Below are 14,301 nucleotides of genomic sequence, written 5' to 3' on the forward strand. Positions count from 1 at the left end.
ACATGCGGAACACTCTTGCCCTTATCCTGACCTTTGGCGCTGCCAGCCCCGCGCTGGCCGCAAGCGGCCCGTTCTTCTCGCTTGGCAACACCGACTTTGTGGTCCTGTTGGGCTTTATCGTCTTCATCGCGGTCCTGTTCTATTTCAAGGTGCCGGGTATGATCGGTGGCGCGCTGGACAACCGCGCCGAAGGCATCAAGTCCGAGTTGGATGAAGCCCGTGCCCTGCACGAAGAAGCCCGCACCCTGCTGGCCTCGTACGAGCGCAAGCAACGCGAAGTTCAAACGCAGGCAGACGCGATTGTGGCGGCTGCAAAAGACGACGCCGCGCTGGCGGCCGAACAGGCCAAGGCCGATCTGGAAAAATCCATTGCGCGCCGTCTGGCCGCTGCACAGGATCAGATCGCATCGGCCGAGGCTTCGGCAGTTAAAGAGGTGCGTGATCAGGCGATTACTGTTGCTGTTTCGGCGGCAAATGCGGTTCTGGCCAAGCAGATGACGGCGACGCAGGCGAACAAGCTGATCGACGCTGCAATTGCCGATGTGGGCGAAAAGCTGCACTAAGATCTTCACATGATGAAATTGAAAAACCCGGCCTCAGAGCCGGGTTTTTTCTTTCTTACGATGCGAAGATCAAGCCGCTGAGCGTTGACTTGGCAGCCGGTTCAGAATGTCCGCATATTTGGCTGAGGCGACAAACAGTTCCGGTAGTTCGCTCAGTACGGCGTCGATGGGATCGTAAACCGCCGACGCTTGATCTAGAATCTCATCGGGTATGGATTTCTTTGCGCGTTCTATTCTTTCGGGCAGGGTAAAGTTCAACTCCAGAAAATCGGCAACTTCGCTCTGTCTGCGCCAGATGGCATCATAGCTCAGGCACAGGACAGGCACGTTTTCGAACGTGGCCCATTGCCTCATCTGCTCTGCTTGGTTGAGAACGTCATATTTGAACAGATCCTCAAAAGTTCCTTTGGCGTGAAGATGTGCGAAATGCTGGCGGATCCAGTCGCGACCATAGCGACCAAGCACGGAATAGACCGAAAGCGCCGAGTCTTTTGTCGGGCCATAGCAGAACAAGACCTTGACGTTGTCACGACCTCTCAGCACGCCGGGAAAATCATGTGTTTTGACAAGGTTTCCCTGATGCAATTCGGCCTGTGCCAGCTCCATTTCAAAGGCCGCCTTGGGCTTGGGCCACACACGCCGCCGCTTTTGCGCCTTCCACAAAGCATCAAACATGAGCGTGCTACCGGATCGACCGTTGCTGGCAACGATCAAGCAGGGGTTCGTTTTTGGGCGTTGCCCGGGTTTGAAAAGGATCATGTCAGACACCAGGGTTTCAGCGACGGTTAAGGTTCGCGACTTGCCTGTTTAATTGGTTTAGCTGCGGGTCAATATCCAGCAGATAACCAGCAGAAATTGCGTAATAAATTATGAACTTATTGTGTTCGGATTTGAGTCGCGACAGTTGTGCGCTGCACTGATACCTCGCGCGCCTCTTCAGGTTTGACCGGTCTCATGCTGCAGCCGTTGCTGTGCGATGGCTTCGTTTCGCAGGGCTTTCTGGTGATCTTCCATACAGCTCTGGACATAGTTCAGATGCTGCTGGACTGCATCGCGGGCTGCATCGGGGTCGCGTGCCTGCAGGGCTGTGTTGATCGCGCGGTGCTGGTCCAGAATGGCACCACGCGTTGTGCGCTGCTGAAACATCATCTGACGATTGTAGAAAACGCCCTGTTGCAGCAGGTCGTACATCGACCGCATCATATGCAGCATAACTACGTTGTGGCTGGCCTCGATGATGGCCATGTGGAATTGCGCATCCAAATGTGCCTCGTCCTGAGGGGCGTTGCGCGCATGCGCAGCCTGCATCTTGTCGAAAATCGCCTGAACCACTTTCAAATCGCTGTCTGATCCCAGCCGTGCGGCACGCTCGGCCGCCAACCCTTCTAGATCGCGGCGGAAAGACAGATAGTCGAACACCGCTTCTTCGTGGCTGCTGAACAGCCGAACCAGCGCCGGGGAAAAGGCAGAGCCCAGAACCTCGGCCACATAGATACCGGACCCGGCCTTGGCGGTCAGCAACCCCTGATCCTGCAATTCCGAGATCGCTTCGCGCAACGAGGGGCGCGATACGCCCAGCCGCTCTGCCAACTCGCGTTCCGCCGGAAGCCGCTCGCCTGGGCGCAGGATGCCACGCAGGATCAGCAATTCGATCTGTTTCACCACTGCGATGGACAGCTTTTCAGTCTGGACTTTTTGAAAGGGCATGTCGGCTTTTCCGAAATTGGTCAAATCATATGACCACGTAATATTGACCGGTTCAAGAACAGGTGAATGTTGGTTCGGAATATTAGGTCAGAATGATTGACATTAAATAATTCACGCTTAGTCTGCCCTGCAAGGTAGGGGAGGAGACCAATGTCGACCAAAGACCTGTTTGCCACGCGAACAAAGCGGATGAAGGCGTCCGAGATACGCGAATTGCTCAAGCTGTTGGACCAGCCGGGCATTATTTCCTTCGCGGGAGGAATTCCAGATCCGGCGTTGTTTCCGGCAGAGGGTTTTGCCGCTGCGTTCCAGAACGCACTGGGCACTGAACTAAAAGATCAGGCGCTGCAATATTCCGTCAGCGAGGGCTATGTCCCGCTGCGGGAATGGCTAGTCGATCACATGCGCCAGATCGGGATCGACTGCGGGCTTGATAACATCCTGATCACGTCGGGTTCGCAGCAGGCACTAGACTACTTGGGCAAGTTGTACCTGTCGCCGGGTGATACAGCACTGGTCGGATGGCCCACCTATCTGGGGGCACTGGCCGCGTTCAATGCCTATGAACCGCGCTTTGATCGGCTTGGCATCAACGGCAATCGCAGGGCAGCTGAATATGCTGCTGGGGCGGGTGAGGGGGCGGTTAAATTTGCCTATATTTCGCCCGACTTTGCCAATCCGACCGGAGAATCCGTAGACCTGCGCGGCCGCGAAACCCTGCTCGATCTGGCGGACGAATTGAACTGCGCTGTGATCGAAGACGGCGCCTATCAGGCCCTGCGCTATGATGGGGAAGCAATCCCGCCAGTTCTGGCGTTGGAATTGGCGCGCAAAGGGTCGATCGAAAACTGCAGGACGATTTATTGTGGCAGCTTCTCGAAAACCCTGTCTCCGGGCCTTCGGGTGGGATGGGTCGTGGCGGCTAAGCCTGTAATTTCGCAGCTGGTGTTGATGAAACAGGCAGCTGACTTGCATTCCGCGACGATCAACCAAATGGCTATCAACGAAGTGGCGCGTGCCTGCTTTGATACGCACATCCCCATGTTGCGCCGCGTTTACGGCGCACGACGCGATGCGATGCTCAGCGCATTGCGCGAACATATGCCCGGTGGGGTGGACTGGATCAAGCCCGAGGGCGGCATGTTCATTTGGGTGACCTTGCCCAAGGGCCTCAGCGGGGCTGACCTGCTGGCCAAGGCGCTTGAGACGGTGAAGGTGGCTTTTGTTCCTGGCCAGGCGTTCTTTCCGGACGAATCCGGGGCCAATACTATCCGTCTGAGCTTTTCGAATTCGGATGAGGCAACAATCCGCGAGGGTATCCGCCGGTTGGGCGACGTCCTGCGAACCTAAATGCAGGAAAGGTTCTGTTAACCATATTGCGGCAATGGTGGCGGTATGATCCGGTATCTGTTCCTCCTATCGGTGCTGGCCGCCTGTTCGGTCGGCACCCCTTATTTCCGGGATATCCCTGCAACCCGCATCGCCGTGAACGGCAGTGTCTTTGACGTACGCGTGCGCGGGGATCTGGCCGAGGCCGTGCGGATCAACACCCAATACGCCCCGCGTCTGGGGCCGATCAAAGATCGGGCGGGGCTGGCCATGGCGCAGGTTTCGGGCTGTCCAATCCTGGATGTACTGGGCGACGCCGCGGTGACCGTTGGTGTGCTGGGCTGTGACCACGAGGCGGGGGAACGTCTGTTGCTGACCGCCATCTCGACACCGAATTACGAATGCGTCGATTATGGTGTTTATGAGGATATCGGGAAGGAGTACGGCTTTCAGGTGTTCGAGTGTACGCCGTACTGAGATACGCGTATTCCTGCGCATTTCGGCAAGATATTGTGGATAAGTCGGGGTGATATCCCATATCCTGCGCAACTTCGTTGACTCAGCCCCCATCCGTTGCGCAGACTTCCTTCACATAGGAATCACAGGACTCATTGCCTTTGCGCTTTAGCAAACTCAAACTTACCGGCTTCAAAAGCTTTGTTGATCCGACCGATCTGATCATTGCGGATGGGTTGACCGGTGTGGTGGGCCCGAATGGCTGTGGCAAGTCCAACCTTCTGGAAGCTCTGCGTTGGGTGATGGGGGAAAACCGCCCCAAATCCATGCGTGGCGGCGCGATGGAGGATGTGATTTTTGCAGGCGCCGCGACGCGCCCAGCCCGTAACTTTGCCGAAGTTGTCCTGACCATGGACAACTCGGAACGGCTGGCACCGTCAGGGTTCAACGACGCGGATCAGCTTGAGATCGTGCGTCGCATCACCCGCGACGTGGGCAGCGCCTATAAGACCAATGGCAAGGACGTGCGGGCGAGAGATGTTCAGATGCTGTTCGCCGATGCTTCGACAGGTGCGCATTCACCTGCGCTTGTTGGGCAGAACCGCATAGCCGAACTTATCAACGCCAAACCCCGCGCCCGCCGCCGCATTTTGGAAGAGGCCGCAGGTATCTCGGGTCTTTATCAACGTCGGCACGAAGCCGAATTGAAGTTGAAGGGCACTGAATCCAATCTGACCCGCGTCGACGATGTGCTTGAACAACTGGGCGGTCAGCTTGCGCAACTGGCGCGCCAGGCCCGTCAGGCCGCGCGCTATCGCGAGATTGGCGAGCAACTGCGCCAGGCCGAAGGCATGTTGCTCTATCGTCGCTGGAAAGAGGCAGACATGGCCCGCCAGCAGGCCGAAGAAAAGCTGCGCGAAAGGATCACCGAGGCGTCGCGGGCCGAGGCCGAAGCCCGCGCGGCCGCCACCAAACGTGCCGAAATCGAAGAGACCCTGCCACCTCTGCGCGAAGAAGAAGCCATCGCCGCCGCCGTCCTGCAACGCCAGCAGGTACAACGTGATGCCCTGTCGGATCAGGAAACTCGCGCCCGCCAGACCATTGAGACGCTGACCAACCGTATTCAGCAATTGGGCAACGATATAGAACGCGAAACCGGCCTGAATCGCGATGCCGGCCAGATGATCGAACGTCTGGAATGGGAAGCGCGCGAATTGGCCAAGGCCGCCGAAGGGCACGAGGATAAGGTGGCCGAGGCTGCCGAAATCGCGCGTGAGGCGGCGTCAGTGTTGCAGGACCGCGAAGATCATCTGTCGCAGGAAACCGAGGATATGGCGCGCTTGGTCGCCCGCCACCAATCGGCGCAGCGTCTGGTTGAAGACAGCCGTAAGACGTTGACTCGATCCGAGGCCGAAGAGGAAAAAGCCCTCAGCGCCGTGGATGAGGCGCGCGAAGCTTTGACCAACGCAAGCGACGCGTTTGAGACTGCGCAAGAGGGCGAGGAAGAAGCCCGCGAGGCGGCTGAGGCCGCCGAGGAAGCGCTGGCCGCAGCGGATGAGCTGCGCAATGATACGCAAGCGCGTGAGGCTGAGGCCCGCGCACAACGGTCTGAGGCCGAGGGCGAACTGGGCGCGATCCGTGCCGAAACCTCAGCGCTGGCAAAGCTGGTGGAACGCGACACAGCCGAAGGCGGTCAGGTTCTTGACCTGCTACGCGTCGAACCCGGTTACGAAAAGGCACTCGGAGCTGCACTGGCCGATGATCTGCGTGCCCCACTGGTCGAAGGCGACGGTCCATCGGGTTGGGTGCAGGTAGCGGGCTATGATTCTGATCAGCCATTGCCGGATGGGGTTGAACCGCTGGCGCTGCATGTGTCTGGCCCGGATCGCCTGAGCCGTCGGATCGCGCAGATTGGTCTGGTTGATGCGGATCAGGGTGCGCGTTTGCAGGCTTCGCTGAAGCCGGGGCAGCGTCTGGTGTCCCGGTCCGGCGATTTGTGGCGGTGGGACGGGTTCCGCGCCTGGGCTGAGGATGCACCAAGTGCCGCTGCCCTGCGGCTGGAGCAGCTCAATAAGCTGGAAGCGCTGAAACAGGAGCTGACCCGCACTGAGGCACAGGCCGACGGTGCCCGCGCTGCGCATGAGGCGCTGTCGCAACAACTGGCCGATGTCACCGAAGCGGACCGCCGCGCGAGGGATGCCCGTCGCGCCGCCGATCAGCGTATGGCCGAAACCGCTCGCGCGCTCAGCCGCGCCGAAGCTGACCGCAATCTGGCGCAAGGCAAGCTTGAGACCCTGTCGCTGGCCGTGGATCGCCACAAAGAGGACGCCATGTCCGCCCGCGCGCAGCTGCGCGAGGCCGAGGGGGCGTTGACCGGTCTGGGCGATCTCGACACCGCCCGCGCGCAGGTCGAAGATATCAAACAGACGGTCGAGGCTGCGCGGATCACTATGCTGACCCATCGCTCGTCCCATGATGAATTGCGCCGCGAGGGCGAGGCCCGCACGCGACGCTCGCAAGAGGTCACAAAAGACCTCAGCGGTTGGAAGCATCGTCTGGAAACGGCGGAAAAACGGATATCAGAACTGGCCGAACGCAAGGAAAGTTCGGAAGAAGAGCTGTCCGAAGCGATGGCTGCGCCCAGCGAGATCGCCGAAGCCCGCGAGGAGCTGAACGAGCTGATTGAAACCGCCGAGGCCCGTCGCGCCGAGGCCGCCGATAAGTTGGCCGAAGCCGAAACCCAGCAGCGCGAAGTGGTGCTGGCCGAACGCGATGCGGAACGTCAGGCTTCGGAAGCACGCGAATCCCGCGCGGCGGCAGAAGCACGTTGTGATGCCGCCAAGGAAAGCGTGACTGCAACGGCGGAACGGATTGCTGAAGATCAGCAGCTGACCCCGAACCAGTTGCTGAATCAGTTGGACGTGAACCCCGATCAGATGCCTGCCGCCGACGCGCTTGAGGCCGAAGTGAACCGTCACAAGCGCCAGCGCGATGCGATGGGTGCGGTGAACCTGCGCGCTGAAGAAGATGCCAAAGAAGTTCAGGAAGAGTTTGACACACTGAACAGCGAAAAGGCGGATTTGGAAGAGGCAATCAAAGCCCTGCGCTCTGGTATCGCCAGCCTCAACCGCGAAGGCCGCGAACGTCTGTTGACCGCGTTTGAACAGGTGAACTCAAACTTTGCGATGCTGTTCAAGCACCTCTTCGGCGGTGGCGAGGCCAATTTGGTTATGGTCGAAAGCGACGATCCGCTGGATGCCGGGCTTGAGATCATGTGCCAGCCGCCGGGCAAGAAATTGTCGACGCTCAGCCTGTTGTCGGGTGGCGAACAGACCCTGACGGCGACAGCCTTGATTTTTGGCGTCTTCCTCGCCAATCCGGCCCCGATCTGCGTGCTGGATGAGGTCGACGCGCCGCTTGACGATGCTAACGTCACCCGGTTCTGCGACCTGCTGGATGAGATGTGCCGCCAGACTGATACACGTTTCCTGATAATCACCCACCACGCGGTGACGATGGCGCGGATGGATCGTTTGTTCGGCGTGACCATGCAGGAACAGGGCGTCAGTCAACTGGTCTCGGTCGATCTGAAAAAGGCCGAGCAGATGGTCGCTTGACGCATCACTGCAACGTTATGTCCTTTTCATCACCACTCGGGGTAGGGTGTTGGTATGATCCGTTTTTTGATCCTTAGCCTGCTGATCGCAAGCCCGGTATGGGCGGCGGAATGGCCAACCAAACCCGGAGATGTTCCCCTGACGCCAACAGAACTGGAGGCGCTGGCCGGGCGCACACTGACCTTTTATGATGATGGGCAGTCCAGTTTCTCAGTCGGCGGAGCCTACTCTTACACTTATGCCAGCGGTGAATCCGCCTTTGGCACCTATTCGATCGCCGAGGATGGCAGCGTCTGCATCCAGTACAGAAACGGGTTCGACCGCTGCGATTTGTATGTGCGCAGCGGCGAACGACTGATCCTGATTGATCAAAAGGGCGATCGTTATCCGGTGCGACCGGAGTAATTGATTGCCAAATGTGAACTCTGGTTGTCATGTGATAGAAGAAATTCCAAAAAAGTTAGAAATTTGGGAAAAAAACTACACAATGAGTTGATATACCAGCCACATCTGAAATTTTTGAATAGGCGAACAGATGTGTCGGTTTCTGGCTTGGGTCGGCGAGCAGCGGTATCTTGATGAATTGGTTCTGGATCAAGAGCAATCTCTTGTCATTCAGAGCCGCAACGCGCTGATCGGGAAGACGCCCGTAAATGCTGATGGATTTGGGCTTGCGTGGTATTCTGATCGTGAGACGCCATGTTTTTATAAAGATACACACCCAGCCTGGTCGGACGCAAACCTTAAGCAATTGACCCATCATACCAGATCGCGCCTTTTCCTGGCCCACGTTCGGGCCTCGACCGGGACAGCCACGTCTCGGAACAACTGTCATCCTTTTGGGGTCGGTGCATGGAGCTTTATGCACAATGGCCAAGCCGGAGGGCATGATCTGATCCGGCAGGAACTGGACGCGATGATCCCAGCACATCTGTATGGGTATAGATTTGGCGCAACAGAAAGCGAAGCGATCTTTCTGATCGCGCAAGGCGAGGGGCTAGACGATGACCCGGTAGCAGCAATGTCCCGAGCGGTCGCGCGAGTGGAGGCGGCGTCAAGACGATGCGGTGTGTTACCTTATCTTAGGTTCGCGGCCTGCTGGTCAGATGGAGAACGTTTATTTGCAGCGCGTTATGCTTCGGATCGGTACGCGCCGAGCCTGCATTACCGTCGCTGCAAAGATGGTATTATCATCTCATCAGAACCATTGGATGGTGACAGCGACGGCTGGGTCGAAATTCAGCCGAACACTGCAATCGAAACGGAAGGATCAGAGATCATTTCACACGCGTTCGAACCTGGCTGAGCACTTTTTGCGGCAAAAAGCGCGTAATCCAACAACGTTTCACAAACGTCCAAGTAATTCGGCCGTCGGCCAGGCATCCGCCGGTAATCCGAGCCGCGCTTGTTCAGCCTGAACAGCAGCCCGTGTACCCGCGCCCAGAATTCCGTCGATTTTGCCTACATCATATCCGCGCGCCTGTAGCTTGCTTTGCAGCTGTTTCATTTGTGCGCCTGAAAGCCCCTGTGAAGCATTACCGGCATCATAGATTTGACCACCTTCCAGCCGTGTGCCGAAATAAGCGGCGGTTAGAACGTAGACAAAGCTCTGATTCCATTCGAAATAGACGTCGAAATTCGGATAGGCTAAAAAGGCCGGGCCGTTGTGGCCCTGCGGCAATATCAGCGATGCGGGCAAGTTAGCCAAAGATCCGTTGCGGGCCTGCACACCCATGGCCTGCCAGTCGGACACTGGGCGCGGTTTGCCCGGGCCGGACAGCGACCAGTCCATTTGCGCGGGCACCGTCACCTCTTGCAGCCACGGCTGCCCCGGCTGCCAGCCCAGGTGCGAAAGCATCTTGGCGCCCGACATCAGCGCGTCCGGCGCGGACGTTTTCAACGAGACCGTGCCATCTCCGTCCCCGTCGACACCGTTTTCTAGAATGTCGCGAGGCAGCATTTGCACCATTCCAATCTCACCAGCCCAGGCACCGGTGGTGCGATTCGGTTCGAAATTGCCCTGTTGGTACAGCTCGATGGCCGCAAAGATCTGTGGTCGGAACAATTCTGGGCGGCGGCAATCATGGGCCAGTGTCACCAGCGCGTTGCGGGTGTTGAAGTCGCCCTGAAACGCGCCATAGTCGGTCTCGAACGCCCAAAAGGCCAAAAGAACCCCGCGTGAGACGCCGTATTCCTGCTCAATCCGATCAAACACCGCATCATATTTGCGTGACATGGCCTGACCCCGGTCGATCCGGTTTTGCGAGATCAAATGGCGTGAGAAGTCGATGAACGGTTTCTGAAACACACCCTGCGCGCGATCGGCTTTCAGGACGGCGCCGTCCTGCTGCACGCCGTTGAAAAACGCATTGACGGTGGATTTGTCGAACCCTTGCTGTATGGCCTCAGCCTTCAGCCCTTTGACGAAGGAATTGAATCCGCCACCGCATTGGGCAAGGGCGGGCGAGGCGAGCAAAACGGCGGCAACAAGGCCAGAGAGAATGCGCATGGGCAGGTCCGTCAGAGAATAAAACTGACCCCAACCCACACCGATAGAAGGCCAAGCGCAAGCCCCCAAACGGTCCACAGCATGTTAGATGCGCGGAAAACCTCTGACGCGCCGATTTCGCGCGGAGCATCGCCGTTCACCCAGGCTAGATCGCGGACCTTGCCGTCATAGCTGCGCGGGCCCGCAAGGGCCACGTTCAGGGCGCGCGCCATGGCGGCCTCGGGCCATCCTGCATTGGGAGAGATATGGCGGCGCGCATCCGCCACCACGTCAGGCCCGCGTGCCCATTGGCCGGACAGTGCTACGATCATCAGGCAGGTCAGGCGCGCGGGGATCAGATTCAGCATGTCGTCCAGTCGGGCGGCGGCCCAGCCAAAGTCGCGGTATTTTTCGGTGCGGTAGCCGATCATACTGTCGGCGGTGTTGATAGCCTTGTAAATCAGCAACCCCGGCAACCCGGCGAGCAGGAACCAGAAAGCAGGTGCGATGACCCCGTCGCTGAGGTTCTCAGCCGCGCTTTCGATCGCAGAGCGGGCAACCTGTGCCTCAGTCATGTCGCGAGTGTCGCGGGACACGATCATCGCCACCTTGGCACGGCCCTCGGCCAAGGAGACGCGTAGCCCTTCGCCCACATCGCGCACATGCGACACCAGCGATTTCTGCGCCAGCAGGATGGCACAGAGTATGATCTCAGCGACTGGTCCTAGCAGTGCCAGCAAACGCCCAAGGATCAATGCGCCAACGACCAGCAATATCACTACTGCGACGCCTTTCATCCGCCGCTGCGCGCCGTGGTTCAGGTGCTTGTCCAACCACCCGACGATGTTGCCCATCACGACTGCCGGGTGGCGAACGCGCGACCAGAGCCAGTTCGGCTCACCCAATGCCGCGTCCAGACACATGGCGCAGACCAGCATGAAAGTGATGCTCACAGTGCGGCCTCTAACCTGCTCCATCCATCCGCTGGGGGCAGGCCAACCCGCAAGTAGGTCTGGGAATAGGGGAAGACGCGGCTCCAGATATGGGCGCGGGCCAGACGGTCCTGCCATTGGGTTGCGTTGTCGACGGTGTAGAGGCGAAACAGCGAAGTGCCCCCGACCAGGGTGGCTCCTTTGTTGATCAGTAATCGATCCAGCCGGTCAGACTCGGCGGTCAGGTGCTGACGGGTGGAACTGGCCCAGTCAACGTCCCGCAAAGCCTGCTCTCCGATCCGCAGGGCAGGGCCAGACACGGACCAAGGCCCCGTCAGGTCGTTCAGCCGGGCGATCAGGTCAGGATGACCGATGGCAAACCCCAGCCGCAGCCCGGCAAGCCCCCAGAACTTGCCAAAGCTTTTCAGCACGATCACACCGGGGCGCGCGGCCAGATGGATCAGTGAAACACCGGGGCTGACATCGCAAAAGCTCTCGTCGATCACGGTCAGCGGGGCATTTGCATCCGCCTCGGACCAAATCCGGCCATCGGGGTTGTTGGGATGCACGATGACACGGGCGTCGGTTGGGCCGTCGGGTTGAACGGTCCAGCCTTGCGCGGCGAAGGCGGCGGCATGTTCGTTGTAAGTGGGCGTTGTGATCTGAACCCGACCACGGGCGGCCAGCGCCGGAATGCGGGAGATCACCGCCGATGCGCCGGGCGCGGGCAGGATTGCGGCCCCCTCGGGCACTGCCCAGAACTGGCGGGCGGCCTCAGTCAGGCGTTCGAAGGCACCATGATCCGGCAACTCAGCCCAATCTGAGGGGATCAGTCCAGACACCTGATAGGGGTGAGGATTTATCCCGGTGGACAGGTCCACCCAATCGGTACGCGTGCCGCCATAAGATGCGATGGCCCCGTCCAGCCCTCCGCCATGGTCGCGTGCGGCGCGCGGGTTCAAATTCTCAGTAGGGCTTGCCATGGGGTTTCTCGCTGGAATCGCCTGTTTCGGCCCGTTTCAAGCGGATTTTTGCCGTTTACACAAGCGAATCCGCAAGTTCCGGGCCTTGCGGCAACGTCGTTAACGCTTTGTTAAGGAATAAGCGTGATCACAATTCACGGGGGGTCGGCACCATTCACTCTTTTTTGGGCCGAGGTTGTCGCAAATGAATGTTTTGATTGTTGAGAGTAACCCCGACCTTGGTCGGGTCTGGAAAAGGCATCTTGAACGGCACGGCACCAAAGTGACGCTGGTGGCCGGGCAGGAGGCAGCGATTCTGGCGCTGTATGGTCAGGAGTTCGATATCATCGTGCTGGATCTGGTGCTTGAAACCGGCAGCGCACTGGCCGTGGCCGATTTTGCCAGCTATCGCCGCCCCGAGGCACGGGTGATCTTTGTCACAAACACCACCTTTTTCTCGGACGGTTCGATCTTTGCCCACAGCCCGAATGCCTGCGCCTATGTGCAAAGCGCAACGCCGCCAGAGGATCTGGCGGCGATGGTCGAACATTACGCGGCGGGTCGCTGACCGCGCCCGTGGGGCTGCAGATAATCCAAGGATGGGTTCACTGGGATGATCCGGCTCGGATTGATTGTTTCGTGGCTGTAGTGATAGTGGCGCACGATATGGTTCATATTTACCGTCTGTGCGACACCGGGCCATTGATATAGCTCGCGTGTGTAGGCCCACAGGTTCGGATAGTCGATCAACCGCCGCTTGTTGCATTTGAAATGCAGATGATAGACCGGATCAAACCGGATCAGGGTGGTGAACAACCGCCAATCTGCTTCAGTCACCTGATCGCCCATCAGATACCGGTTTCGGGCAAGGCGATCCTCAAGCCAGTCCAGTGTGTCGAACAGGGGATGCACGGCGGCGTCATAGGCCTGTTGCGTGGTGGCAAAACCGGATTTGTAGACCCCATTGTTGATGTCGGAATAGATGCGGGCGTTGACCTCTTCGATCTCGTCCCGCATCGCCTCGGGCCAGTAGTTATCGGTGTTGCCGGTAATGCCGTCAAAGGCCGTATTGAACATACGGATGATTTCCGAACTTTCGTTCGAAACGATGGTCTGTTGTTGCTTGTCCCACAGGATCGGCACAGTGACACGTCCCGAATAAGCTGGATCAGCTTTGGTATAGATTTGATGGGCGTAATCGAATCCATAAAGGGTGTCGCCGGTTGCACCGTGGTCGTCAGTTTCAAAGGTCCATCCCTTGTCCAGCATGTCTGGATGCACCACCGAGACGGAAATCAGATCGCTCAACCCTTTTAGTTCGCGAAAGATCAGTGTGCGGTGTGCCCAGGGGCAGGCGTGGCTGACATAGAGGTGATAGCGATCCGGTTCCGCCTTGAAACCGTCCTTGCCGGACGGCCCTGCGCTGCCATCTGCGGTCAGCCAATTGCGAAACTGCGCGGCGCTGCGTTTGAAGGCGCCGCCAGTAGATTCGGTGTCATACCATGTGTCGTGCCATTTGCCGTCGACCAACAGGCCCATTGCGTATCCTCCGCTTGTGCGTTTCGACAAACATAGGGTGTTGAACACAGCCTTGACACGTGAAGGGTCGCGCACTGGCTCTGCGTCTGCGCACAGGGCATGCGATGATTTCCCAGCAACAGATCGTCAGCGCATGGCGCTATGTGACGGCCTTCACTGGATTTTTACAGTTGAGCCGTCACAATGGAATCCATTGCCGGGGGAATAGTTGTTATGAGTACCTATGTTTCAAAGGAAATAAGCGCAGAATTGGACGCAGCGCGAATCGCGGGGTTGAAGAAAACCAGCCGCCTTCGTGTCGAAGTTGACGACAATACGTTCAAAATACTCAGATTGTGGAAAGATGGCTTTACGGTTGAGGCCGCTACGACACCGCAATTGCGTGGATTGGTCGATATCTACGACGGTGCGCGCCATTTGTATCAATGCCTGATCATCGCCGATGATGAAGAGGCCGGTGAGATGCGGTATGATTTTAAGCGTAGTACGGCCGCGGCCGACAAGGCCCCGCTGGATTTCTACCGCGCACCCGACGCGCCGATTGCTTTGCTAGGGCACAAAGACTAGGGACGGATTTTTCGAACAGGATGTAATCGGTTTGGTTGCTTGCGGCACCAATGCGGCGCGGGCGTGCGCAGGTCTAATCTGTGCCAGCTAATCCACGCCGCGGCAGCCAGTACGACAAGCAGGATCAATAGCTCAATCTAG

At 58.4% G+C, this 14,301-nt stretch carries 14 protein-coding genes; 8 read left to right on the forward strand and 6 right to left on the reverse strand.

Annotated elements, in window-relative coordinates; translation table 11 throughout:
• Window positions 1–2: 2 nt before the first annotated feature.
• The gene (locus ACR0DL_RS12505; RefSeq protein WP_170350339.1) at window positions 3–563 is read left to right on the forward strand and encodes a F0F1 ATP synthase subunit B; all 561 of its coding nucleotides are present in this window, start codon (window positions 3–5) and stop codon (window positions 561–563) included.
• A 69-nt stretch (window positions 564–632) separates the two neighbouring features.
• Here the strand turns inward: ACR0DL_RS12505 and ACR0DL_RS12510 are convergent, their stop codons facing one another.
• Entirely contained in the window at window positions 633–1,238 is a 606-nt protein-coding gene (locus ACR0DL_RS12510) for a hypothetical protein (RefSeq protein WP_480689452.1), read from the reverse strand.
• Window positions 1,239–1,499: 261 nt separating this feature from the next.
• The gene (locus ACR0DL_RS12515) at window positions 1,500–2,270 is read right to left on the reverse strand and encodes a FadR/GntR family transcriptional regulator (protein WP_480689454.1); all 771 of its coding nucleotides are present in this window, start codon (window positions 2,268–2,270) and stop codon (window positions 1,500–1,502) included.
• A 150-nt stretch (window positions 2,271–2,420) separates the two neighbouring features.
• On the opposite strand from ACR0DL_RS12515, the gene ACR0DL_RS12520 reads away from it, so the two are divergent.
• The 5 genes from ACR0DL_RS12520 (at window position 2,421) to ACR0DL_RS12540 (ending at window position 8,978) form a co-directional block, all read left to right on the forward strand.
• Window positions 2,421–3,620 (forward strand): aminotransferase-like domain-containing protein, encoded by a 1,200-nt coding sequence (locus tag ACR0DL_RS12520; protein WP_480689456.1) that lies wholly within the window; start codon window positions 2,421–2,423, stop codon window positions 3,618–3,620.
• A gap of 45 nt (window positions 3,621–3,665) precedes the next feature.
• Entirely contained in the window at window positions 3,666–4,076 is a 411-nt protein-coding gene (locus tag ACR0DL_RS12525; RefSeq protein ID WP_226688913.1) for a hypothetical protein, read from the forward strand.
• Window positions 4,077–4,216: 140 nt separating this feature from the next.
• Complete coding sequence (locus ACR0DL_RS12530) at window positions 4,217–7,672, forward strand: chromosome segregation SMC family protein (RefSeq protein ID WP_480689458.1); 3,456 nt, start codon at window positions 4,217–4,219, stop codon at window positions 7,670–7,672.
• Window positions 7,673–7,726: 54 nt separating this feature from the next.
• A complete protein-coding gene (locus ACR0DL_RS12535; RefSeq protein WP_170359995.1) occupies window positions 7,727–8,077 on the forward strand; it encodes a hypothetical protein in 351 nt (116 codons plus the stop codon).
• A gap of 130 nt (window positions 8,078–8,207) precedes the next feature.
• Window positions 8,208–8,978, forward strand: coding sequence for a class II glutamine amidotransferase (locus ACR0DL_RS12540; protein ID WP_480689460.1), 771 nt, complete (start codon window positions 8,208–8,210; stop codon window positions 8,976–8,978).
• Window positions 8,979–9,017: 39 nt separating this feature from the next.
• On the opposite strand, the gene ACR0DL_RS12545 is transcribed toward ACR0DL_RS12540, so the two are convergent.
• The 3 genes from ACR0DL_RS12545 to ACR0DL_RS12555 are packed head-to-tail and all read right to left on the reverse strand — an operon-like array spanning window position 9,018 to window position 12,075.
• Window positions 9,018–10,181 carry a lytic murein transglycosylase gene (locus ACR0DL_RS12545; RefSeq protein ID WP_170533395.1) on the reverse strand — a complete coding sequence of 388 codons (1,164 nt, stop codon included), beginning with the start codon at window positions 10,179–10,181 and terminating at the stop codon, window positions 9,018–9,020.
• Between the two features lie 11 nt (window positions 10,182–10,192).
• Window positions 10,193–11,113 (reverse strand): adenosylcobinamide-phosphate synthase CbiB, encoded by a 921-nt coding sequence (cbiB, locus tag ACR0DL_RS12550; RefSeq protein WP_480689462.1) that lies wholly within the window; start codon window positions 11,111–11,113, stop codon window positions 10,193–10,195.
• Window positions 11,110–12,075: a threonine-phosphate decarboxylase gene (locus ACR0DL_RS12555; protein ID WP_480689464.1), complete on the reverse strand. Its 966-nt coding sequence runs from the start codon at window positions 12,073–12,075 to the stop codon at window positions 11,110–11,112. Before ACR0DL_RS12555 ends, cbiB begins: the two co-directional genes overlap by 4 nt.
• Window positions 12,076–12,259: 184 nt before the next feature.
• Between ACR0DL_RS12555 and ACR0DL_RS12560 the strand changes: the two genes are divergently transcribed.
• Window positions 12,260–12,622: a response regulator transcription factor gene (locus ACR0DL_RS12560; RefSeq protein ID WP_480689466.1), complete on the forward strand. Its 363-nt coding sequence runs from the start codon at window positions 12,260–12,262 to the stop codon at window positions 12,620–12,622.
• Here ACR0DL_RS12560 and ACR0DL_RS12565 read toward each other — a convergent pair.
• The gene (locus ACR0DL_RS12565; RefSeq protein WP_170360004.1) at window positions 12,604–13,593 is read right to left on the reverse strand and encodes a glutathione S-transferase family protein; all 990 of its coding nucleotides are present in this window, start codon (window positions 13,591–13,593) and stop codon (window positions 12,604–12,606) included. The genes ACR0DL_RS12560 and ACR0DL_RS12565 overlap by 19 nt on opposite strands.
• Window positions 13,594–13,806: 213 nt before the next feature.
• Here ACR0DL_RS12565 and ACR0DL_RS12570 point away from each other — a divergent pair, with 213 nt between their 5' ends.
• Window positions 13,807–14,160 (forward strand): hypothetical protein, encoded by a 354-nt coding sequence (locus ACR0DL_RS12570; protein ID WP_170350352.1) that lies wholly within the window; start codon window positions 13,807–13,809, stop codon window positions 14,158–14,160.
• Window positions 14,161–14,301 lie beyond the last annotated feature (141 nt).

Source organism: Ruegeria sp. BB5 (genome assembly GCF_056539405.1).